This is a genomic window from Pseudomonas sp. AM8 (assembly GCF_036346475.1).
Lineage (GTDB): Bacteria > Pseudomonadota > Gammaproteobacteria > Pseudomonadales > Pseudomonadaceae > Aquipseudomonas > Aquipseudomonas marginalis.
The window spans coordinates 1-21,894 of record NZ_JAOTNX010000006.1 but is presented as its reverse complement, the minus strand read 5'-3'; the positions used below and the strand labels follow the sequence as shown (position 1 = coordinate 21,894).

The following is a 21,894-nucleotide window of genomic DNA, read 5'->3' as shown; positions in this document are numbered from 1 at the left end:
GTCATACCTCGTTGAGCGGTTGAGCGGCATCCAATGCCGCGCGGCCACGGGGGCCGTGGAAATATTCGTGAATCCAGGCGTCGTCCGTTTCCGAGACGATATCGATGGCATCGGCCACCAGCACCTTCTTCTGCGCCAGCACCGCCACACGGTCGGTGATGGTGTAGAGCGTGTCCAGGTCATGGGTGACCAGGAACACGCTCAGGCCCAGCGCATCACGCAGGGTCAGGATCAGTTGGTCGAATTGCGCCGCACCAATCGGGTCGAGGCCGGCGGTGGGTTCGTCGAGGAACAGGATGTCCGGGTCCAGTGCCAGTGCCCGTGCCAGGGCCGCGCGCTTGATCATGCCGCCGGACAGCGAAGCGGGGTATTTGTCGGCCGCCGACAGCGGCAGTCCGGCCAAGGCCAGCTTGACCGCAGCCAGGTGCTCGGCATCACGGCGGCTGAGCCCGGCATGTTCGATCAGCGGCAGCGCGACGTTCTCGGTCACCGTCAGCGAGGAGAACAGCGCGCCCTGCTGGAACAGTACGCCAAAGCGCCGTTCCACCAGCGAGCGTTCATGTTCCGGCAGGCTCGGCAGGTTCTTACCGAACACCCGCACTTCGCCTTCACTGGGCCGGCGCAGGCCGACGATGCTGCGCAGCAGCACTGATTTACCGCTGCCGGATCCGCCGACCACCGCAAGGATTTCGCCCTTGTACAGATCCAGGTCGAGATGCTCGTGCACGCGTTGGCTGCCAAAGCGATTGCACAGGCCACGCACTTCAATCACCGCCTCGGTGGGCGCACGGTGCAGACGACTCACCAGCCCATCTCCATGAAGAACAACGCGGCCACCGCATCCAGCACGATCACCACAAAGATCGATTGCACCACGCTGGAGGTGGTGTGGGCGCCGACCGATTCGGCGCTGCCGCTGACCTTGAAGCCTTCCAGGCAGCCGATGGCGGCGATCAGGAAGGCGAAGAACGGGGCTTTTACCATGCCCACCAGGAAGTGCTGCACGCCAATGTCCGATTGCAGCAGCGAGAGGAACATCGCCGGCGAGATGTCCAGGGCCACGGCGCAGACCACGCCGCCGCCGACGATCCCCGCCAGCATCGCCATGAACGTCAGCATCGGCAGTGCCACCAGCAACGCCAGCACGCGCGGCAATACCAGCAACTCCATCGGGTCCAGGCCCAGGGTGCGGATGGCGTCGATTTCTTCATTGGCCTTCATCGAGCCGATTTGCGCGGTAAAGGCGCTGGCGGTGCGACCGGCAATCAGGATGGCGGTGAGCAATACGCCGAATTCCCGTAGGAAAGAGAACGCCACCAGGTCCACGGTAAAGATCGTTGCGCCAAAGCTCTTGAGCACTGTAGCGCCGAGGAACGCCACGACGGCACCGACCAGAAAGGTCAGCAACGCGACGATGGGCGCGGCGTCGAGGCCGACCTGTTCAAGATGGGCGACCATCGGCGTCAGGCGCCAGCGCTTGGGCCGGAAAATGCCCCGGGCAAAGGTTTCGAGGATCAGGCCGATAAAGCCCAGCAGTTGCTTGCTGTCTTGCCAGACCTTGTCCACGGCCGCGCCGATACGCGCCAGCACCTGAATGCCAGTGGCTTCTTCCGGCGCTTTGTCCGGCACGCAAAAATCGTTGAGGGAGCGGTAGACGGTCTTGAGCAGCGCGCGGTCGGCTGCGGACAGGCTGCAGTCGGTCTGCTCGGCGGATTGTTCGATACGGGTGGGCCCCAGCAGCTCCACCAGCAGCGAGGCGCCGGCGGTATCCAGGGCGCCGAGGCCATTGAGATCGATGCACGCTCCGGCGTCGTATTGGCCGTCGAGCTTGTCCGACAGCTTCTTCAGGTTTGCGTAGTGGGCAAGCGTCCAGTCCCCTGTAATCCGCAGTAACGGGGGAGCGGTGGACGTATCGAGGTGGGCTGCGCCGGCCGTAGTACTACTGGTCATAAGCTCCGAGCTTGTCTGGCTATCCACAATTCCTACGTAATAGCACGATCCTGCCTACTTTGGGTTGTCGGTTTGTGCTGTGTCCGTCACTTTAAAACGCAGCACGCCGATCACCTGGCCGTCCTCCGTCAACACTTGGACTTGCCAGCGCCCTACCGCTTCGGGCGGGAAGTTCTGCTTGTGGGTCCAGGCGCGGTAGCCCTCCTTGCGTCCGCCGTGGATGTCCAGGGCGATGCGGTCGACCTCTTTGCCGTTGAATTTCCACACGTGGTAGATGCGCTCATCCAGCCCGCGCGGCGCGTTGATTGCGGTGTAGGCATAGAGCCCGCCGTTGCGCAGTTGGGCGGCGCTGACTTCCTTGAGGTCGTCACCCGGCGTGCGGTCTTGCAGTTGGGTGCTGATCGCCACTTCGGTCATCCACAAGGTGGCCGGCGGTACCCAACTGCGCAGGAACCAGCCCGCGCAACCAATGGCGGCCGTTACCCCCAGCAGCATCGCCCAGCCCTTGAGGCTGCGCAGCGGCAGGCTCACCGCCAGGCTTGGAATCGACAAGGCCATGGCGACGCCGAGGGCGAGTTTGTAACTTTCGGCGGTGGTCAGGTGCAGGATGATCGGCAGCGCAGTGAGCAGCGCGGCGAACAGGGTCAGGGTGTGCAACGCGAGGAACAACGAACGCTTGGGCGCCAGCCATTTGTAGTACAGCGGGTCGACGATCGAAACCAGCGCGGCCGCGCCGAGCAGGCCGGTGAACACCGATTGGCCGCTGTTCCAGGCGGTGGTGACGAAAAAGAACGGCAGCACGAAGAACAGACTTTCCTGGTGAATCATCTGGGTCGCGTAGCGCAGCAGGGGTTCGGGTATTTCGCGCTTGAAGACTTTGGTGAACAGCTGGGTAAAGCTGTTTTCCAGCATCAGCCACAGCCAGCTCACCAGCATGATCACCGCGATCCAACTGGCCATGCCCTGCTGGCGATCCACCAGGATGAAGCTGCATACACCCGAGATAAAACCGCCGAGTGCAATCACCCCTGGGTAGCGCTTCATCAGTTCGAGGACGCGGGTGATTAAGCGGGTCAGGTTTTGCATTCGGCGGTTCGCAGTCTTTGTAGGAAAAAATCCCAGACAGAATAACGTCTTAGGCCAGGGTTCGGTGCCTCATTACGCGATCCGTTTGCGATAACGGCGCACGCCGATCAACGCAATGGCGATCAGCCCGAGGATGCCGGCGCCGATCCAGTTGAGCATGTCGTAGCTCAGCAGTGGTTTCTCGATGCGCCAGTAACCCGGTTGCTTGAGCAACTCGCGCATGGCCTGGCTGGTCTGCTCCAGGCTCACGGCCTTGATGCGTTTGACCGGGTCGCTGAAGTGGCCGTTGTCGTAATCGCCCGAGGCGCTCCAATAATAGTCGGCCAGCGCGCTGTTGCCCTGCACGGCCCAGGCCTGGCGGGCGATGGCGGCCTGTTTGAGGCGCGCGAATACCGTTGGGTCAAGGCCGTCCTTGAGCAGTTGCGCTTTGAGGTCTTGCAGCACCTGCTCGGCTTCGGGGAGGTGGTCCCGCTCGAGGTCGGCATTCAGGCTGAGGAAGCCAACGCCGCCGAGCACTTCGCGCTCGCTCCAGGGGCCGTAGGACAACCCATGCTTGAGGCGCAGTTGGCGGTACAGCGCCCAATCCAGGTAATCCTTGAGCAGGTCGTAGGTTTCATCATGCTGGTCGTCCAGCACCGGCTCGGGGAACAGCCAGTGCAGTTTGGCACTGTCACCCACCCAGCCGTGGATCAGGTCGCGGTGGCTGGCGGCGGCGTGCTGGATCTGCGGCAGCGCCGGGTGCTCGCTGGGTTCGATCGGGTCGAGTTGACCGTAGGTGCGCTCCAGGTAGGCCGGCAGCAGTTTGTCGAGGTCGCCGACGATGATCAGGGTCATGTTGTTGGGGGCGTACCAATTTTTGCGCAGCGTCTCCAGTTGGTCGCGGGTCAGGTGATCGACCTCGGAACGCTCGGCGCATTTGAGCCCCAGCTCGATGGCCAGTTGATTGCTGGCGGTGTGACCCAGGTCCTGGCGGTCGAGCAGGCGTTGCAGGTGGGAGTAATGACCGCCGTCTTCGCGCTCGACGACCTGTTTGGCCGCGTTGATATTGGCGTCGGTCAACTGGGTGCGGGTGATGATCGCCAGCAGCAGGTCGAGCACCTTGCGCTGGTTTTGCGCGGGTGCCTCGATCACAAAGGTCGTATCGGCGTTGCTGGTGTAGGCGTTCCACTCGCCACCCAGGGCTTGCATGCGGTCTTCCAGCTCGCCTTCGCCGCCGCCGTCGATACCGCTGAACAGCAAGTGCTCGAGCAGGTGCGGCAGTTCCTTGTCTTCGCAACCGAAGTCGTCCAGGCCGACGCCGACCACCAGGCGAATCGCCACATGGCCGCGCTCGGTGCCCGGTTTAAGCAGCAATTGCAGGCCGTTGGGCAAGGTGTAGCCCTCAACCTGCAAGCGGTCAAAGGCAAGGACGTGGGCAGAACCCATGAGCAGGCAAGCGAACAACAGGCGACGCATAACAAGCTTCCTGGCGAGTGAGGTCAGCTTTAACTGACTTCACGGGCCATCGTACGTTCAGGGCGAATGTGTGATGTCGGCAATATCTTCGGCGGAGAGTGCGCCGGTGTCGGACGTTTCCAAGACTACATAAGCACTGCTGCAAAACAACGAGTTCAAGCGTTTCATGTCGGCAATCAGCTCCAGGTGCAGGGAACTGGTCTCCAGGCTCTGCACGATCTTGCGTTGCAGGCGACTGACGTGGGCGTGGGCCAGGCGGCGTTCCTGGGCGCGAAAGCGGCGCTTTTCGCGCAGCAGTTGGCGGGCGCTTTCCGGGTCGGCACTGAGGAACACCGACAAGCCCAGGCGCAGGTTGGCGATCAATTGGCTGTGCAGGCCGGTGAGTTCTTCCAGGCCCACTTCGGAAAACTGGCGGCGTTGGGAGGTTTTCTGCTGCTGGACTTTACGCAGCATGCGTTCGATCAGGTCGCCGGCCAGTTTCAGGTTGATCGACAGCTCGATGATTTCGGCCCAGCGCCGACTGTCTTGCTCGCTGAGGTCTTCGCGGGGCATTTGCGCCAGGTAGAGTTTGATCGCGCTGTAGAGTGCCTCGACATCATCGCTGAGGCTGCGTATTTCCTGGGTAATGGCTGTCTGTTTGCCGCGCAGCACTTCCTGCATGGCGGTGAGCATGTTGTCGATCAGATCACCCAGGCGCAGGGTTTCGCGCGCGGCGTTGGCCAGGGCCAGGCTCGGTGTGGTCAGGGCCGTGGGGTCCAGGTGGCGCGGTTTGGCCTTGCCGTTGACCTCGTCCCGCTCCGGCAGCAACCAGGCACACAGCCTGGCCATGGGGCCGATGGTGGGCAGCAGGATCAGGCAACGGCTGACGTTGTAGAGCAGGTGGAAGGTGATGACCATGCCTTGGGCGCTGTAGTCCAGGCCGTCCATCCACAGCACCAGCGGGTCGAGCACCGGGATAATCAGCAGCAGGCCGATCAGTTTGTACAGCAGGCTGCCCAAGGCGACCTGGCGACCGGCGGCGTTCTGCATGCTGGTGCTGAGAAAGGCCAGCACGCCGCTGCCGATGTTGGCGCCGATTACCAGGCCGATGGCCACGTGCAAGCCGATCACCCCGGCGCCGGCCAGGGTGGCGGTCAGCAGGACAGCGGCGAGGCTGGAGTAGGAAATCATCGCGAACAGGGCGCCGACCAGGGCATCGAGCAAAATATCGCCGGTCAGCGAGGCGAACAGCACTTTCACGCCCTGGGCGTGGGTAATCGGCCCGGCGGCTTCGACGATTAACTGCAGCGCGAGGATGATCAGCCCGAGGCCGATCCCGACCCGGCCCAACTGCCCGGCCCGCGTCTGTTTGCGCGACAGGAAGAAAATCACCCCGAGAAAGATCAGCAGCGGCGACAGCCAGGACAGGTCGAAGGTCAGCACCCGCGCCATCAGCGCGGTACCGACGTCGGCGCCGAGCATGGTCGCCAGGGCGGGCACCAGCCCCATCAGGCCCTGGCCGACAAAGGAGGTCACCAGCATTGCCGTGGCGTTGCTGCTCTGCACCATGGCAGTCACCAGGATGCCGGCGACAAATGCCAGCCAGCGCTTGGACATGTTCTGCCCGATGACTTGACGCAGGTTGGAACCGTAGACCCGCAGGATGCCGGTACGGACGATGTGCGTGCCCCAGATAAGCAGGGTCACGGCGGAAAGCAGATTGAGCAAGGTCAGCATGCTCGGCCCCCCGTGTGGGTGTGCGCCATTTGGCGCAAATGAGAATTACCGCGTGCCGTTCTACGTCTTGTAGTTAAGCTGTAGTTGGCGAATGGGCTCGGCGCCAGCATCGCATAGCTAAAGTGGGGATTGAAACAAAACTGTCATGAAATCAGCTTTTTATGCATGAAAAAAGGGGCTTATAAAAGCCCCTTTTTTGTCTGGCTCGGGTTTATTGACCCGGAATATCCTTGCGCAGTTTCACAGGGTCCTGCTGTTTCTTCTTTTTCGCGATGGCGGTGCGCATCTTGATGTTCACTGCTTCCACCGCCAGCGAGAATGCCATGGCGAAGTAGACGTAGCCTTTTGGCACGTGCACGTCGAAGGATTCGGCGATCAGTACGGTACCCACCACCAGCAGGAACGACAGCGCCAGCATCTTCAGCGACGGGTGCTTGTCGATGAAGTCGCTGATGGTGCCGGCGGCCAGCATCATCACCAATACGGCAACAATGATCGCGGCAACCATGACCGGCACATGGGAGACCATGCCCACGGCGGTGATCACCGAGTCCAGGGAGAAGACGATGTCGATGATCGCGATCTGGATGATGGTGTAGATAAACTTGCCACCGGCGCCCTTGGGTTCGTCGTGGGTTTCGTCTTCACCTTCCAGGGCGTGGTACATCTCCTGGGAGCTTTTCCACAGCAGGAACAGGCCACCGAAGAACAGGATCAGGTCGCGGCCGGAAATGCCTTGGCCGAAGACCACGAACAGATCGTCGGTCAGGCGCATGACCCAGGTGATCGACAGCAGCAACAGGATTCGCGTGACCATGGCCAATGCCAGGCCGAAGATCCGGGTGCGTGCCTGCATATGCTTGGGCATGCGGCTGACCAGGATCGAAATCATGATGATGTTATCGATGCCCAGGACGATCTCGAGGGCCGTCAGGGTGAAGAAGGCAATCCAGATTTCCGGATTGGTCAGCCATTCCATGTGTATTCCTTTGAGCAAGTGTTAAACCGCGCAAGCTGCAGCGCCGCGCGGTGAGTGAGTCGGTACGATTATAGAGTGCTGAACAGCGGAAAAATCCCCATCAGCAATGCGGCGAACATTATGCACAGGCATACCAGTACTGCCCACTTCAGGGTGAAGCGCTGGTGATCGCCAAATTCGATACCGGCCAGGGCCACCAACAGGTAGGTCGACGGTACCAGCGGGCTGAGCAAGTGCACGGGCTGGCCAACAATCGAGGCGCGGGCCATTTCCACTGCGGTGATGCCGTAATGGCTGGCGGCTTCGGCGAGTACTGGCAGTACGCCATAGTAGAACGCATCGTTGGACATGAAGAAGGTGAACGGCATGCTCACCAGTGCGGTGATCACCGCCAGGTAAGGGCCCATGGCTTCCGGAATGACGGCCAGCAGGCTCTTGGACATGGCATCGACCATGCCGGTGCCCGACAGGATGCCGGTGAAGATCCCTGCGGCGAAGATCAACCCGACCACCGCCAATACGCTGCCGGCGTGGGCGGCGACGCGGTCTTTCTGCTGTTGCAGGCACGGGTAGTTGACGATCATCGCGATACTGAATGCCACCATGAACAGCACCGGCAGCGGCAACAGGCCGGCGATCAGGGTGCACATCAGGGCCAGGGTCAGGGCACCGTTGAACCAGATCAGCTTCGGACGACGGGCGTCCGGGTATTGCGACACGCTGATCTCGCTGTGGTCGATCTCGTCGCCTTGCAGGTGCAGTTCACCCAGGCGCGCCCGTTCGCGCTTGCCGTACATGTAGGCAATCACCAGGATCGCGACCACACCGGCGGCCATCGCCGGGATCATCGGTACGAAAATATCCGAGGGGTCCACGTGCAGCGCACTGGCGGCGCGGGCGGTCGGGCCGCCCCAGGGGGTCATGTTCATCACGCCACCGGCGAGGATGATCAGGCCGGCCATGATCCGCGGGCTCATGCCGATGCGCTGGTACAGCGGCAGCATGGCGGCCACGCAAATCATGTAGGTGGTGGCGCCGTCACCGTCGAGGGACACCACCAGGGCCAGCACGGCGGTGCCGACCGACACCTTCAGCGGGTCGCCCTTGACCATCTTGAGGATCTTGCGCACAGCCGGGTCGAACAGGCCGGAGTCGATCATCAGGGCAAAATAGAGGATGGCGAACATCAGCATCACGCCGGTGGGCGCGAGCTTGGTAATGCCTTCGAGCATCATCGGGCCGATCTTCGGTGCGAAACCGCCGAACAGCGCGAACAGGATAGGCACGATGATCAGGGCGATCAGCGCGGACAGGCGCTTGGTCATGATCAGGAACATGAACGTGATGACCATGGCAAAGCCAAGGAAAGTCAGCATAGGAATACTCCAGGCGTAGCGCGGCTAGGGAATGGCGAACCGGGGTGGGGTCAGCGCAGAACGAAGGGCACGAGGCGTACGGGTGGAGTTGGGGCGAACAGGCGGGTACGGACGGACATCGGGGATCACCATTGTTGTTGTGTACAGCCGGTCTGTTGCCGGCAGTTGGGGGCGATCCTAGACGCGTTAGCTTTCAGCCAGCTTTCGTTGGCAAAACAGTTGGTGGTGGGAAGATGTACGGTCTTCAGGTGTACACATTGCAAATGTGGGAGGGGGCTGCTCCCACATTGGAATGTGTTTATCCCGTGTACTTCAGGGCAGCTCGAGGCCGCCCGCTGCTTTGTGCAGTTTGCGCAGGTGTTCACCCACCTGCTTGAGGTTGGCTTCACACGCGGCAATTTCGGCCGCGCGGGACGGATCCAGCAGCGCCCTCACCTCTTTATCCAGCTCGCCGGTGAGCGATTGCAGCTGCTTCTGGCGCTCGGCGCTTTCCGATTCCAGGCGCTTGGCTTCCGATGGTTGCGGCAGGCCATAGCCACCGCTGCCCAGCAGTTCTGCCGGACGGCTGAGGAAGCCACTGTTGGCGAGGATCTGCTGCAGCGTGGCGTTGGCTTTCTCCATGCCGCCGTTTTTCAGCTCGCGTGCACCGAGGTAGCGTTGCTTGACTTCGTCCTGGGCCAGCATCAGCTGTTTGCGAAAGCTCGCCTGTTCCAGCAGCAGCAGTGCGGCGCTGGTGCGCAGGTCGGCCTGGTCGAACCACTGGCGGCGCTCTTCGGCGCTGAGGGACAGCCAGTCTTCAACCTGGGTCTGTTTGATCGGCAGGTGTTTGCGCAGCACGTCGAACATGGCCTGGTAGCGTTCGCGGAAGGAGTCGAAGTGATACCCCAGGCGCATGGCCTCGCGTTTGTCGTTGAGTACGCTGGTATCCGCCAGGCCGCGGGCTTGCAGCACTTCCAGCAGGCCATTAGGCGTGATGTTATCCAGGCCGGTCAGCTGCGGGTTGGCGCTGCCGCTGCGCAGCAGTTTCAGGCTTTCGACCGCGCAATTGTTGGACAGGAAGTAATAGTTGCCGTCATAGCTCCAATGCATTTCAGCGGCGTGCTCGACGGTGTCGTTGATCTCCTGGCGCGACAGTTTCAGCGGCACGGACGCCAGGCCGCGCAGTTCGGTCTTGGTGTATTCGTCGATCACCTGGGCCAGCGGCAACACGAACAGCCGTGACGGGTACTTGCCCACCAGGCCGTCCCAGCTGGACAGCTGTACATCGCCGACGAAGGCGCGGTAGGACAGCACCAGGTGCTGGTCCAGGTCGAGCCGGCAGTCCGGCCCACGGGGGCGGCCCGGCGCGCAGATCACCAGGCGCAACATACTGTGGCCCCAGCGGCTGACCAGGTTCTGGTTGGCTTCGGCCAGCAGGTAGTCGATTTCGTAGACCCGCTCCGGGTCGACGTGGCCCAGGGGTGTCTTGGCGAAATCGTTGCCGGCGTTGAGGAACGCGTAGGTCTTGGCGCAGGTGTCTTGTTCCGGTGGGGCCCAGCCGAAGTGTTCCTTGTAATAGCGGAACAGCGCGGGGCGCCGGCAGGCATAGCTTGGGTCGAGAAGGAAGTACTCCATATTGACCGCTACGAATTCCAGCGGGCTGGTGGTTTCGTAGATATCCGGGCTGCGCGCGACCTGACGGTTGTGTTGTTCGCGCTCACCGCGACGGCCGACATATTGCGGCCAGCCCGCCAGGTCCAGCAGGCGCGGGTCATCGCTGAGGGTGAAGCGTCGGTCATTCTGGCCACGGCATTGATCGGGCAGGCCGATCAGGCCGGTGATGTTGTTCTGGCGGCTGCAACGCTGGATCAGCGCGCGTTCGTCCTTGGGCCACAGGCGCGCACGGTCATAGATGTGGGTCAGTTCATGCAGCACGGTGGCGAGCATTTCCCGGCGCACGGTGCCGTGGGGGCGATTGGTTTTTTGCGTGGCGGCGCTGCCGTCGGTCAGGCTGTCGAGCAGGTTGCGGTTGAGGTCCAACTCGGACACCAGGGAGGCCTGGCCGTAGGCATTTTCGGGCATCTTGTCGGTCCAGCCGACATCGATGCGCCGGTCCAACTGCTCGACGAAGCGCGGTGGCAGCGAGCGCATCGCCTCATCGAGCAATGCCTGGCTGGCCTGCTGTTCGGTCGGGCTCAAGCCATCTGTCTTGAGCCGCAGTTGCAGGCTGGCCTGGGCTGCGCTGGCACACAGCAGCACAGTCCCGGCCAGGAGCCAGGCGACAAGGCGCCTCACAGAGCGAGGATAGCTTCGGCGAGGGTCTGGTCGCTGGCATCGCGCGCTTCCGGCAGGCGGGTGCGCAGGGTGTCGAAGGCGGCTTCCAACTGTGCGCCGCGGATCTCGCCGTTGGTGGCGACGAAACTGGCCGCGTCATCGTGGGCTTCGCGCACGACTTTGGAGTCGCGGATGGAGGTGGTGGTGTCCGAAGTGAAATCAATGGTGCGGCCAGAGGCGCGAACAATGATGTTACTGGTGGCCACCAGGGTATGTGCCTGGGCAACGTCGGCCAACAACAGCAGGCCAAGGGTGGCGGCGATCAGCGGGCTACGCATGGAATGACTCCGAAATACAAAGATGATTATTGGACGAGAATTGCCTGCGCCAGTTCAAGGTCGCTGGCGTTAAGTTTTGGTTGGGTACGGCGCAGGTAATCCAGCGCGGATTCCAGCCGTGCACCCCGCCATTGGCCGTCAGTGGCGATAAACGCAGCGGCATCAGCCTGGGCCGCCACGACTACTTTCCGGTCGAAAGGCGCGGAGCTCACCTTGCTGGTGGCGTACGCACTCGCGACGGTACCTTGGATGGTCAGGTCAAAGGCCGAAGCCAATGGCGACCAGCTGGCACACAAACACACAGGGACTATTAGCAGGCGGTATGAAAAAGCCATGGGACTCGACAACTGAAAGCGAGCGCCAAGGCTAGCGTAATGCCCGAGCGAGAGCCAGTGCGTCGGCATCGGGGAGCGACGGGCGCTCCCTTTGTCAGCCCACTCAAATAGCCAGGATGGCTTGGGCCAGTTGTGCGTCAGTCGCGGTGTTCAGTTGCGGCGCGTGTTGGCGGATCTGGGCCAGGGCGCTTTCCAGCTTCACCCCACGAATGGCGCCTTCGCTTGCGACGAAGCTGGCTGCGTCGTCACGAGCGGCGCGCACGACCTTGTTATCCCGCAGTGACGAAGTGGCATCGGAGGTGGCGTCGGAAGTAGCCTTCAGTGCGCCGACGATGGAGTCGGTGGTCACGATGAAGCTGGATGCGCTGGCGTTGGTGGCCAGGGCCAGCAGGGCAGCAGCACTCAGCAGGCGAATACGGGACATGGGGTGACTCCTGTAGGTGAACGAATAAGGTGGCGCAGGGCAGCCATTGGGGATAAGACGCCTGTTCTAAACGGTTCGCCACGTTGTGCATGGATATTAAGCCGCTGTTTATCCGTTCGGAAAGCTTCTTGACTGCCTAGTCTCGCCAGAACGGCTTGGACAGCTCGGCCATTCGGTCTCCCGGGCTGATGCCGACATCGGAGAGTTCTCGAAGATCGAGTTGCGCCAGTTGGCGGCGTTCGTAGGCGTGGCGGAGCCATTTGGCCAGCGTGGAAGCTGTCCTGTGTAACAGCCGTTTATAGAGAGAGGGTTGGGTGTCCATGGTGAGCGCCTTCCGTGAGGTCCTGGAACACCATGGTGGGCGAGTTGCTTTGACCGTTACAGATACACCAATGCTTAATTGTACTGCTTAACTGTTATATTTTTTGAACTGTACTGGTTGAGATGAATGGCTTCTGTTTGGCCTGGAACAAGGCTGGCCCCGAAACAACAAAGCCCGCCTCCGGTCTCCCGGGGCGGGCTTTGTTTTGACAAATCAGTGCTGGCTGTGGACCCGGTGGGTCAGGGCCAGCGGGCGTCAATTAACGCCAGAACGGCTTGCTCAGCTCTTCGTAGCGTTGAGCTTCGCTGATACCGGCATCAGCCAGCAGACGCGAATCCAGACGAGCCAGTTGATGGCGGCTGGAGATGCGGCGCTGCCACAACATCAGGTTGGCGAGAACGCGCAAAGGCAGGGAAGCCTGGGTGTTTACAGCTTTTTCTTCGAAGAACAGTTCGGAACTGAGTGTACGTTCCATGATGACATCCTTCCGCTTGTGGCGGGATTAGGTAGTGGTTTAACTGATGCCAATGATCCTCTTCCGGCGCAAGACTCTCTAGATACAGTTCACCTGTATTGTGAGGGGCCAGTTAACTGTTTATAGGCGCTGTACTGTACGGAAATGGGGCAACTGTACCTGTCCGCACTGAAATAGTGCGAAATAGGCATTTTATGATGTGGGGGTGGGAATTTTCGGTAGGAAATGACCGGTACAGCAGTACAGTTTTTTCAAGAAGCGAGGGTTGTGGCATCGAGCTGACGAAACTGTGTTTGCGTCAGCTCGAATCTGTATCAATCAAGCCTTGAGCATATGCCCGGTTTCTTCCAGGTTAATGTGCCAACTCAGTGCTTCGCGCAGGATGTGTGGCGTGTGTCCGCCGATGGCGCAGGCTGTGTTGAAGTAACTGTTCAGCGCATCGCGGTATGCCGGGTGCACACAGTTGTCGATGATCACCCGGGCCCGCTCCCGCGGCGCCAGGCCCCGCAAGTCGGCGAGGCCTATTTCGGTGACCAGGATATCGACGTCATGCTCAGTGTGGTCCACATGGCTGACCATCGGCACCACGCTGGAAATCGCGCCGCCCTTGGCAATCGACTTGGTGACGAAGATCGCCAGGTGCGCGTTGCGCGCAAAGTCGCCGGAACCGCCGATGCCGTTCATCATCCGCGTACCGCAGATGTGGGTGGAGTTGACGTTGCCGTAGATGTCGAACTCCAGCGCCGTGTTGATGCCGATAATGCCCAGGCGCCGCACTACTTCAGGGTGATTGGAAATTTCCTGCGGGCGCAGCACCAGCTTGTCTTTGTAGTGTTCCAGGTTGCCGAACACGTCGGCATTGCGCCGCTCCGACAGGGTGATCGAGCTGCCCGAGGCAAAGCTCAGTTTGCCGGCGTCGATCAGGTCGAACGTCGAGTCCTGCAACACTTCCGAATACATGGTCAGGTCTTCGAACGGCGAATCGATCAGGCCGCACATCACTGCGTTGGCAATGTTGCCGATCCCGGCCTGCAGCGGGCCAAGCTTGTTGGTCATGCGCCCGGCGTCCACTTCCTGCTTGAGGAAGTTGATCAGGTGGTTGGCGATGCCCTGGGTGTCGCTGTCGGGTGGTGTCACGGTGGAGGCTGAGTCGGCCTGATTGGTGATCACGATGGCGACGATCTTCTCCGGCGGGATCGGGATCGCGGTGCTGCCGATGCGGTCGTCGACCTTTACCAGCGGGATCGGCGTACGGGTTGGCCGGTAGGTCGGGATATAGATGTCGTGCAGCCCTTCCAGATTCGGGTTGTGTGCCAGGTTGATCTCGACGATCACTTGCTTGGCGAAAATCGCGAAGCTGGCGGAGTTACCCACGGACGTGGTGGGCACGATATGGCCTTGTTCGGTGATCGCAACGGCCTCGATGACGGCAATGTCCGGCAGCTTGAGCTGGTTGTTGCGCAGTTGCTCGACGGTTTCCGACAGGTGCTGATCGATAAACATCACTTCGCCGGCGTTGATCGCCTTGCGCAACGTGCTATCGACCTGGAACGGCATGCGTCGGGACAGCACGCCGGCTTCGGTCAATTGCTTGTCCAGGTCGTTACCCAGGCTGGCGCCGGTCATCAGGGTGATTTTCAGCGGGGACGTCTTGGCGCGTTCGGCCAGGGCGTGGGGGACGGCCTTGGCTTCACCGGCACGGGTGAAGCCGCTCATGCCGACGGTCATGCCGTCCTCGATCAGTGCGGCGGCGTCTGCCGCGCTCATGACCTTGTTCAACAACGAAGGCAAGCGGATACGATCACGGTACATGAATTGTTATCTCAGGCTACGGAAGCAAGGTGGGCAGTGTAGTGATTTCAAAAAGTTTCGGCCCGCTACCATGGTCGAATGCGGGGCAGCGATTTAGAGCCTTTGGTCGGGTTTCATGGGGTAATAAAAAACCCCAGCCTACTGGAGGCCAGGGTTTCGGGTATTGCTCTGGCGCAGTGTTACTCGACGGCCTTGACCATATCTTCGATGACCTTCTTGGCATCACCGAAGACCATCATGGTCTTGTCCAGGTAGAACAGTTCGTTATCCAGCCCGGCGTAACCACTGGCCATCGAACGCTTGTTGACGATGATGGTCTTGGCCTTGAACGCCTCCAGGATCGGCATGCCGGCAATCGGCGAGTTGGGGTCGTTCTTGGCGGCCGGGTTGACCACGTCGTTCGCGCCCAGCACCAGCACCACGTCAGCCTGGCCGAATTCGGAGTTGATATCCTCCATCTCGAACACCTGGTCGTAAGGCACTTCCGCCTCGGCCAGCAGGACGTTCATATGCCCAGGCATACGGCCGGCCACCGGGTGGATCGCGTATTTCACGGTCACGCCACGGTGCGTCAGCTTTTCGGTCAGTTCCTTCAGGGCATGCTGTGCCCGTGCCACTGCCAGGCCATAGCCTGGAACGATGATCACGGTGTCGGCGTTGGTCAGCAGGAAGGTGGCGTCGTCGGCCGAACCGGACTTCACCGGGCGTGCTTCTTTAGAACCCGCTGCAGCACCGGCATCCGGCGCATTGCCGAAACCGCCGAGCAGTACATTAAAGAAGGAGCGGTTCATCGCCTTGCACATGATGTACGACAGGATCGCACCGCTTGAACCCACCAGCGAACCGGCAATGATCAGCATCGAGTTGTTCAGCGAGAAGCCGATGCCCGCCGCGGCCCAGCCGGAGTAGCTGTTGAGCATCGACACAACAACCGGCATATCGGCGCCGCCGATTGGGATGATGATCAGCACGCCGAGCACGAACGCCAATGCCAGCATCAGCGCAAAGGCGGTGAGGTTGCCGGTGAACATGAACGTCAGCCCCAGGCCCAGTGTTGCAAGGCCGAGCACCAGGTTGATCTTGTGCTGGCCGCCAAACTGTACCGGTGCGCCTTGGAACAGGCGGAACTTGTACTTGCCCGACAGCTTGCCGAACGCGATCACCGAACCGGAGAAGGTAATCGCCCCGATGGCCGCGCCGAGGAACAGCTCCAGGCGGTTGCCCGCCGGGATCGCATCGCCCAGGTGTTTGACGATGCCCAGGGACTGCGGCTCGACCACGGCGGCAATCGCGATAAACACCGCGGCCAGGCCGATCATGCTGTGCATGAAGGCGACCAGTTCGGGCATCTTGGTCATTTCTACGCGCTTGGCCATGATCGAGCCGGCGGTGCCGCCGACCAGCAGGCCGACGATCACGTAGCCGATACCGGCGGTGGCCAGCTCAGTGCCGAGCTTATAGATGAGGCCTACGGTCGTGAGTACCGCCAGCGCCATACCGAGCATGCCGAACAGATTGCCGCGTCGCGACGTAGTGGGATGCGACAGGCCTTTGAGGGCCTGGATAAAGCAGATCGACGCGATCAGGTACAGCGTCGTCACCAGATTCATGCTCATTACTTCGGCGCCTCTTCTTTTACTTTCGGGGCTTTCTTCTTGAACATCTCCAGCATCCTGCGAGTTACCAGGAAACCGCCGAACACGTTCACGGCCGCGAGGGCCACAGCCAGGGTGCCCATGGTCTTGCCCAGTGGCGTAACGGTCAGCGCTGCAGCGAGCATGGCGCCGACAATCACAATCGCTGAAATGGCGTTCGTCACTGCCATCAACGGTGTGTGCAGTGCGGGCGTTACGTTCCAGACCACGTGGTAACCGACATAAATCGCCAGCACAAAGATGATCAGGTTGTAGATACCGGGGGAGATAAGCTCTTCCATCGTCTGAATCCCTGCTTAGGCGTTTTTGCGGATGACTTGGCCGTCGCGGCACATGAGGCACGCGGCGACGATGTCGTCTTCGAGGTTGATTTCAAACTGCCCTTCCTTGTTGAAGACCAGCTTCAGGAAGTCCAGCAGGTTGCGCGCATACAAGGCCGACGCATCGGCGGCGACGGCGCCGGCGAGGTTGGTCGGGCCGCAGATGATTACGCCGTTCTCCACCACCACCTGGTCGGCGACGGTCAGCGGGCAATTGCCGCCCTGGGCGGCAGCGAGGTCAATGACCACCGAGCCGGGCTTCATCTGCGCGACGGTGTCGGCGCTGAGCAGCGTCGGCGCCTTGCGGCCGGGGATCAGGGCGGTGGTGATGACGATGTCGGCCTGCTTGGCGCGTTCGTGCACGGCCAGGGCCTGGCGTTGCATCCAGCTGCTGGGCATCGGGCGCGCGTAGCCGCCGACACCGACGGCGCATTCACGTTCTTCGTCGGTTTCGTAGGGGACGTCGACGAACTTGGCGCCAAGGGATTCGATCTGCTCTTTTACCGCAGGACGCACGTCGGATGCTTCGATCACCGCGCCCAGGCGTTTCGCCGTGGCGATGGCTTGAAGGCCTGCAACACCGGCGCCGAGGATCAGCACGCGCGCGGCTTTGACCGTACCGGCGGCGGTCATGAGCATCGGCATGAAGCGCGGGTAATGATGAGCGGCCAGCAACACGGCTTTATAGCCGGCGATGTTGGCCTGGGAAGACAGCACGTCGAGGCTCTGGGCCCGCGAGGTACGTGGCGCAGCTTCCAGCGCAAAGGCAGTGATGCCTTGCTCGGCCAGCTTGGCAATGGTTTCGTTGCTGAACGGATTGAGCATGCCCACCAACGCGGTGCCGCTTTTGATCAGCGCCAGTTCGCTGTCGCTGGGGGCGACCACCTTGAGAATCAGCTCGGCGCCAAACGCATCGCCGGCACTGCCAATGGTCGCGCCTGCCGCTTCATAGGCACTGTCGACGATGCTGGCCTTGAGGCCTGCGCCGCTTTGAACAGTGACCTTATGGCCCTGGCCGATCAGCTTCTTGATGGTTTCCGGGGTGGCAGCCACCCGCGTTTCACCGGTCTGGGTTTCGAGAGGAACACCAATGTGCACGTCAAATCTCCTGCATGATCTTTTTGCTTTTGATCTTTTTGTAAAAAGGCCAGTGCACCGCGAGTGGCGCAGCTGGGGCGGCCGATCAGCACGATCCCGCTGAAATGACAGCGGGGCGCGGCATTTTGCAGGCGAACTTTACGGCCTTCAAGGGATTATGACGGGTGACGAAAAATTAACTACAAGTCACCCTGTGACTGATTGTCGCAACGGTCTGAAATAACCTCTTTAAATACAGGTGTTTAAAGGGCTTCAGCTGATTCGTGTGTTTTTTTCCATCGTTGATGTGAATAGTCGGGCATTGGCTGATAGGAGTCGCTACAAGCCACGAAAATCATGGCTTTAAGCCTTGTTTCAGACTGACAGGTACAGTCTGCTTAAATGCGACATATACGTACATCTGTAGGCTTGAGATTTAGCTGACTACAAAGTCAGCATGTGAGGCTTGTCCTTTAAATGCTGGGGCTGTAGCGCTGCGATTGGTCTATCAACCAGTCTCTGAACGCGTGCAGTGAGGCGGATTCGACTTTTCTGTCAGGAATCATCAGGTAATAAGCCTTCGAACTGGTCAGCGCCTGCGGGCTTGCGATCACCAGTCGATGCTCATCCAGTTCTCGCTGGATAAGGAATGGCGGGATCAGTGCAATACCCATGTCATGCATGGCGGCTTGAGACAACATCGAGAATAGCTCGTAACGTGGGCCTGTCATGTCGCGGGGCACGTTCAGTTGCTGGGCGTTGAACCATTGGCGCCAGGCGTAAGGGCGGGTGGTCTGCTGCAGCAATGGCAGTTCTGCAATCTCCTGGGGGGTGAATCGCTCAAGTTCGCCCAATAGTCGCGGGCTGCACACGGGGACAGGATTTTCTCCCATGAGCCTGTGGGATTCGGTGCCGGACCAATCTGCGTCGCCGAAGTAAATTGCTGCGTCGAATTCCGTATCCGCAAATAGAAAAGGACGCGTGCGGTTAGTCAGGTTTACCGTCACTTCTGGATGCTCTCGTTGAAAGTCCTTGAGGCGAGGGATCAACCATTGCGTACCAAACGTGGGTACTACGGCCAGCTCAATGGTGTTTGCGCCTTGCTGCCCCATGACGGACAGGGTATCGCGCTCCACGGCGTCCAGCTGGGTGGCCACGCGACGGCTGTATGAAAGTCCCGCCTCCGTCAGCTTTACCCCGCGCCGTGAGCGCCGAAACAGCTCGACACTTAAAAACTCTTCCAGGCTGGCGATCTGTCGGCAAATGGCGCCTTGGGTGATGGAAAGCTCATGCGCCGCCTTGGTAAAGCTCTCGTGGCGGGCTGCCGCTTCAAAACTGACAAGGGCGGTGGTGCTGGGAATTTTTCTGCGCATATACCTTGTCCTCACATAAAAAGTGCAGCTGCGCCGCTTGTAGGCGTTACGGAGTGATAAATTATCACAAGCCTATGCTAAAACCTCGTTTGCTCTCCCTGCCTGCCCGGCCTAGGCTCCATGCACGACTTCTGATTTTTCTTTGCGAGGACTTATTCATGGCTGGCAAGGCAAGCTTCAACTGGATCGATCCACTGCTGCTGGATCAACAGCTCACCGAAGAGGAGCGCATGGTGCGCGACAGTGCTGAGCAATTCGCCCAGGACAAGCTGGCGCCGCGTGTGCTCGAAGCCTTTCGCCATGAAAAGACCGACCCGGCGATTTTCCGTGAAATGGGTGAGACCGGTTTGCTGGGGGCGATGATTCCTGAGCAGTACGGGGGCAGTGGTTTGAGTTACGTCAGCTACGGCCTGATTGCGCGTGAGGTTGAGCGCGTCGACTCCGGTTATCGCTCGATGATGAGTGTGCAGTCGTCACTGGTGATGGTGCCTATCAATGAGTTCGGCACCGAAGCGCAAAAGCAGAAGTACTTGCCGAAATTGGCCTCTGGCGAATGGATTGGTTGTTTTGGTTTGACCGAGCCTGACCACGGCTCCGATCCTGGCGCGATGATCACTCGTGCGCGCAAAGTGGATGGCGGCTACAGCCTTACCGGCGCAAAAATGTGGATCACCAATAGCCCGATTGCGGACGTGTTTGTGGTGTGGGCCAAGGACGACGCTGGCGATATTCGTGGGTTTGTTCTGGAGAAAGGCTGGAAAGGCCTGAGTGCGCCGGCGATTCACGGCAAGGTCGGCCTGCGCGCCTCCATCACCGGTGAGATCGTGATGGATAACGTGTTTGTGCCGGAAGAGAACATTTTCCCGGATGTGCGCGGCTTGAAGGGCCCTTTTACCTGCCTCAACTCGGCGCGTTATGGCATCTCCTGGGGGGCTTTGGGTGCTGCCGAGTTCTGTTGGCACACCGCACGCCAGTACACCCTGGATCGCCATCAGTTCGGCCGTCCATTGGCAGCAACTCAATTGATTCAGAAGAAGCTGGCCGATATGCAGACCGAAATCACCCTGGCGCTGCAAGGCTGCCTGCGCCTGGGGCGTATGAAGGAAGAGGGAACGGCTGCTGTTGAAATCACATCGATCATGAAGCGCAACTCATGCGGCAAGTCCCTGGACATCGCACGTATGGCGCGGGACATGTTGGGTGGCAACGGTATCTCCGACGAGTTCGGGGTGGCGCGTCATCTGGTGAATCTTGAGGTGGTTAACACCTATGAGGGTACCCATGACGTGCACGCCCTGATTCTGGGGCGCGCGCAAACCGGTATTCAGGCGTTCTATTAATAGGAGAACGGCATGGGCGCGCTTTCGCATCTGCGGGTATTGGATTTATCGCGAGTGTTGGCAGGCCCCTGGTCCGGGCAGATCCTTGCGGACCTTGGGGCTGAGGTGATCAAGGTCGAGCGACCTGGTAGCGGTGACGATACGCGCGCCTGGGGGCCGCCCTTCCTTAAAGACGCTGATGGCGAGAACACGAGTGAGGCGGCGTACTACTTGTCGGCTAATCGCAACAAAGAGTCGGTGACGATCGACTTCACGCGGCCGGAGGGACAGCGGCTGGTGCGAGATCTGGCTGCCAAGTCCGACATCTTGATCGAGAACTTCAAGGTGGGTGGCCTGGCGGCGTATGGGCTGGACTACGATTCGCTCAAGAAGGTGAATCCGGAGTTGATCTACTGCTCGATCACTGGCTTCGGTCAGACGGGGCCGTATGCCGCTCGCGCGGGGTATGACTTCATGATCCAGGGGTTGGGTGGGCTGATGAGTCTTACCGGTCGGCCGGAAGGCGATGAGGGGGCCGGGCCGGTGAAGGTGGGGGTGGCGTTGACTGACATTCTCACTGGGCTCTACTCGACGGTGGCGATCCTTGCTGCGCTGGCGCATCGGGATCATGACGGTGGTGGGCAGCATATCGATATGGCGTTGCTTGATGTGCAGGTGGCTTGTCTGGCTAACCAGGCGATGAACTACCTGGCCACGGGAGCGGCGCCAAAACGACTGGGTAATGCTCATCCGAATATCGTGCCTTATCAGGATTTTCCTACGGCCGATGGCGATTTCATACTGACCGTGGGTAATGACGGGCAATTTCGCAAGTTCGCCGAAGTGGCTGGGCAGCCGCAGTGGGCGGATGATCCGCGGTTCTCTACTAATAAGGTGCGGGTAGCCAACCGCGCTGAGCTGATTCCATTGATTCGCCAGGTTACGGTCTTCAAGACTACGGCTGAGTGGGTGTCACAACTGGAGCGGGTTGGTGTGCCTTGTGGGCCGATCAATGACCTAGCCCAGGTGTTTGCCGATCCTCAGGTAAAGGCACGAGGGCTGGCGATACAGCTGCCGCATGCGTTGGCGGGGATGGTGCCGCTGGTGGCCAGTCCGATTCGGTTATCCAAGACGCCTGTGGAGTACCGTACTGCGCCTCCTTTGTTGGGGCAGCATACGGCTCAGGTGCTGCAGGATGTGTTGGGGTTGGGCTCGGCGAATGTGAAGGCTTTAAAAGAAGCGGGAGTTATCTAGGGGCGCTCTTCTATATAGAGGGCGTTTTGGTGGTTTTTTAATCAACTTCGGCAAATTGATAGGAAAACTAAATTAAGTGTTGACGGCAGATCCTGGAAGTCTATAATTCGCCCCACTTCCGGCGCAGTCGAAACGCAAAACTCCTTGGTAAACAAAGAGTTATGCAGAATAAAGCAGCGGATTGCTTCAGTTCATCGAGGCCCAGAAGGAGTTGATAGAGTCATGTTGTTTGACGCTATTAACGATTCGATCTTCTCGGTCGAAAGCGGAGAAAAAGAGGTGTTGACAGCAGCGTGTAACGCTGTAGAATTCGCCTCCCGCTGACGAGAGATCGCAAGCGCAAGTGGTTGAAGTTGTTGAAGAAATCTTCGAAAA

Annotated in this window: 20 protein-coding genes; 2 read left to right on the top strand and 18 right to left on the bottom strand. The window is 60.2% G+C overall.

All coding sequences use genetic code 11. The annotated features are described in order from the left end of the window. Position 1: 1 nt before the first annotated feature. The 18 genes from V3W40_RS15750 to V3W40_RS15665 all read right to left on the bottom strand — a co-directional run bounded on the left by V3W40_RS15750 (position 2) and on the right by V3W40_RS15665 (position 18,946). Entirely contained in the window at positions 2-805 is an 804-nt protein-coding gene (locus V3W40_RS15750; RefSeq protein WP_442962843.1) for an ABC transporter ATP-binding protein, read from the bottom strand. Next, positions 802-1,950, bottom strand: coding sequence for an ABC transporter permease (locus V3W40_RS15745; RefSeq protein ID WP_330215307.1), 1,149 nt, complete (start codon positions 1,948-1,950; stop codon positions 802-804). The genes V3W40_RS15750 and V3W40_RS15745 overlap by 4 nt, the downstream gene beginning before the upstream one ends. Positions 1,951-2,004: 54 nt before the next feature. Further along, positions 2,005-3,036, bottom strand: coding sequence for a DUF5924 family protein (locus V3W40_RS15740; RefSeq protein WP_065926870.1), 1,032 nt, complete (start codon positions 3,034-3,036; stop codon positions 2,005-2,007). Between the two features lie 72 nt (positions 3,037-3,108). Next, positions 3,109-4,491, bottom strand: a complete 1,383-nt coding sequence (locus V3W40_RS15735) for a M16 family metallopeptidase (protein ID WP_330215306.1) — start codon at positions 4,489-4,491, stop codon at positions 3,109-3,111. Positions 4,492-4,548: 57 nt separating this feature from the next. Beyond that, positions 4,549-6,207 carry a Na/Pi cotransporter family protein gene (locus tag V3W40_RS15730; RefSeq protein ID WP_065926872.1) on the bottom strand — a complete coding sequence of 553 codons (1,659 nt, stop codon included), beginning with the start codon at positions 6,205-6,207 and terminating at the stop codon, positions 4,549-4,551. A gap of 211 nt (positions 6,208-6,418) precedes the next feature. Then, positions 6,419-7,186: a TerC family protein gene (locus tag V3W40_RS15725; RefSeq protein ID WP_027608010.1), complete on the bottom strand. Its 768-nt coding sequence runs from the start codon at positions 7,184-7,186 to the stop codon at positions 6,419-6,421. Between the two features lie 68 nt (positions 7,187-7,254). Beyond that, the gene (locus V3W40_RS15720; RefSeq protein WP_003170826.1) at positions 7,255-8,562 is read right to left on the bottom strand and encodes a CitMHS family transporter; all 1,308 of its coding nucleotides are present in this window, start codon (positions 8,560-8,562) and stop codon (positions 7,255-7,257) included. Positions 8,563-8,874: 312 nt separating this feature from the next. Beyond that, on the bottom strand, positions 8,875-10,836 hold the full coding sequence (locus V3W40_RS15715) for a DUF7844 domain-containing protein (RefSeq protein WP_065926873.1): 1,962 nt from the start codon (positions 10,834-10,836) through the stop codon (positions 8,875-8,877). Further along, positions 10,833-11,153: a DUF2388 domain-containing protein gene (locus tag V3W40_RS15710; RefSeq protein WP_027608008.1), complete on the bottom strand. Its 321-nt coding sequence runs from the start codon at positions 11,151-11,153 to the stop codon at positions 10,833-10,835. The genes V3W40_RS15715 and V3W40_RS15710 overlap by 4 nt, the downstream gene beginning before the upstream one ends. Positions 11,154-11,179: 26 nt before the next feature. Further along, positions 11,180-11,488, bottom strand: a complete 309-nt coding sequence (locus V3W40_RS15705) for a DUF2388 domain-containing protein (protein ID WP_065926888.1) — start codon at positions 11,486-11,488, stop codon at positions 11,180-11,182. A 103-nt stretch (positions 11,489-11,591) separates the two neighbouring features. Beyond that, positions 11,592-11,912 carry a DUF2388 domain-containing protein gene (locus V3W40_RS15700; protein ID WP_137211772.1) on the bottom strand — a complete coding sequence of 107 codons (321 nt, stop codon included), beginning with the start codon at positions 11,910-11,912 and terminating at the stop codon, positions 11,592-11,594. A gap of 136 nt (positions 11,913-12,048) precedes the next feature. Further along, entirely contained in the window at positions 12,049-12,234 is a 186-nt protein-coding gene (locus V3W40_RS15695) for a DUF1127 domain-containing protein (protein WP_027608005.1), read from the bottom strand. 259 nt (positions 12,235-12,493) lie between these two features. Further along, positions 12,494-12,709, bottom strand: a complete 216-nt coding sequence (locus tag V3W40_RS15690) for a DUF1127 domain-containing protein (protein ID WP_003187413.1) — start codon at positions 12,707-12,709, stop codon at positions 12,494-12,496. Positions 12,710-13,027: 318 nt separating this feature from the next. Next, positions 13,028-14,521 (bottom strand): acetyl-CoA hydrolase/transferase family protein, encoded by a 1,494-nt coding sequence (locus tag V3W40_RS15685; RefSeq protein WP_065926874.1) that lies wholly within the window; start codon positions 14,519-14,521, stop codon positions 13,028-13,030. A 179-nt stretch (positions 14,522-14,700) separates the two neighbouring features. Continuing rightward, on the bottom strand, positions 14,701-16,137 hold the full coding sequence (locus tag V3W40_RS15680) for an NAD(P)(+) transhydrogenase (Re/Si-specific) subunit beta (RefSeq protein WP_330215305.1): 1,437 nt from the start codon (positions 16,135-16,137) through the stop codon (positions 14,701-14,703). Further along, on the bottom strand, positions 16,137-16,457 hold the full coding sequence (locus V3W40_RS15675) for an NAD(P) transhydrogenase subunit alpha (protein ID WP_003187417.1): 321 nt from the start codon (positions 16,455-16,457) through the stop codon (positions 16,137-16,139). Before V3W40_RS15675 ends, V3W40_RS15680 begins: the two co-directional genes overlap by 1 nt. 15 nt (positions 16,458-16,472) lie before the next feature. Continuing rightward, entirely contained in the window at positions 16,473-17,594 is a 1,122-nt protein-coding gene (locus V3W40_RS15670; RefSeq protein WP_065926875.1) for a Re/Si-specific NAD(P)(+) transhydrogenase subunit alpha, read from the bottom strand. A 452-nt stretch (positions 17,595-18,046) separates the two neighbouring features. Beyond that, the gene (locus V3W40_RS15665) at positions 18,047-18,946 is read right to left on the bottom strand and encodes a LysR family transcriptional regulator (RefSeq protein ID WP_065926876.1); all 900 of its coding nucleotides are present in this window, start codon (positions 18,944-18,946) and stop codon (positions 18,047-18,049) included. Positions 18,947-19,104: 158 nt separating this feature from the next. Here V3W40_RS15665 and V3W40_RS15660 point away from each other — a divergent pair, with 158 nt between their 5' ends. Together V3W40_RS15660 and V3W40_RS15655 are read left to right on the top strand one after the other, a co-directional pair. After that, positions 19,105-20,286 (top strand): acyl-CoA dehydrogenase, encoded by a 1,182-nt coding sequence (locus tag V3W40_RS15660; protein WP_065946476.1) that lies wholly within the window; start codon positions 19,105-19,107, stop codon positions 20,284-20,286. Between the two features lie 12 nt (positions 20,287-20,298). Continuing rightward, positions 20,299-21,519, top strand: coding sequence for a CaiB/BaiF CoA transferase family protein (locus tag V3W40_RS15655; protein ID WP_065926878.1), 1,221 nt, complete (start codon positions 20,299-20,301; stop codon positions 21,517-21,519). Positions 21,520-21,894: the final 375 nt, after the last annotated feature.

Excerpts from the sequence above, each read along its gene's own strand:
- V3W40_RS15745 (WP_330215307.1), bottom strand. The coding sequence starts at position 1,950 with ATGACCAGTAGTACTACGGCCGGCGCAGCCCACCTCGATACGTCCACC.
- V3W40_RS15740 (WP_065926870.1), bottom strand. The coding sequence starts at position 3,036 with ATGCAAAACCTGACCCGCTTAATCACCCGCGTCCTCGAACTGATGAAG.
- V3W40_RS15735 (WP_330215306.1), bottom strand. The coding sequence starts at position 4,491 with ATGCGTCGCCTGTTGTTCGCTTGCCTGCTCATGGGTTCTGCCCACGTC.
- V3W40_RS15730 (WP_065926872.1), bottom strand. The coding sequence starts at position 6,207 with ATGCTGACCTTGCTCAATCTGCTTTCCGCCGTGACCCTGCTTATCTGG.
- V3W40_RS15725 (WP_027608010.1), bottom strand. The coding sequence starts at position 7,186 with ATGGAATGGCTGACCAATCCGGAAATCTGGATTGCCTTCTTCACCCTG.
- V3W40_RS15720 (WP_003170826.1), bottom strand. The coding sequence starts at position 8,562 with ATGCTGACTTTCCTTGGCTTTGCCATGGTCATCACGTTCATGTTCCTG.
- V3W40_RS15710 (WP_027608008.1), bottom strand. The coding sequence starts at position 11,153 with ATGCGTAGCCCGCTGATCGCCGCCACCCTTGGCCTGCTGTTGTTGGCC.
- V3W40_RS15705 (WP_065926888.1), bottom strand. The coding sequence starts at position 11,488 with ATGGCTTTTTCATACCGCCTGCTAATAGTCCCTGTGTGTTTGTGTGCC.
- V3W40_RS15700 (WP_137211772.1), bottom strand. The coding sequence starts at position 11,912 with ATGTCCCGTATTCGCCTGCTGAGTGCTGCTGCCCTGCTGGCCCTGGCC.
- V3W40_RS15695 (WP_027608005.1), bottom strand. The coding sequence starts at position 12,234 with ATGGACACCCAACCCTCTCTCTATAAACGGCTGTTACACAGGACAGCT.
- V3W40_RS15690 (WP_003187413.1), bottom strand. The coding sequence starts at position 12,709 with ATGGAACGTACACTCAGTTCCGAACTGTTCTTCGAAGAAAAAGCTGTA.
- V3W40_RS15685 (WP_065926874.1), bottom strand. The coding sequence starts at position 14,521 with ATGTACCGTGATCGTATCCGCTTGCCTTCGTTGTTGAACAAGGTCATG.
- V3W40_RS15680 (WP_330215305.1), bottom strand. The coding sequence starts at position 16,137 with ATGAGCATGAATCTGGTGACGACGCTGTACCTGATCGCGTCGATCTGC.
- V3W40_RS15675 (WP_003187417.1), bottom strand. The coding sequence starts at position 16,457 with ATGGAAGAGCTTATCTCCCCCGGTATCTACAACCTGATCATCTTTGTG.
- V3W40_RS15665 (WP_065926876.1), bottom strand. The coding sequence starts at position 18,946 with ATGCGCAGAAAAATTCCCAGCACCACCGCCCTTGTCAGTTTTGAAGCG.
- V3W40_RS15660 (WP_065946476.1), top strand. The coding sequence starts at position 19,105 with ATGGCTGGCAAGGCAAGCTTCAACTGGATCGATCCACTGCTGCTGGAT.
- V3W40_RS15655 (WP_065926878.1), top strand. The coding sequence starts at position 20,299 with ATGGGCGCGCTTTCGCATCTGCGGGTATTGGATTTATCGCGAGTGTTG.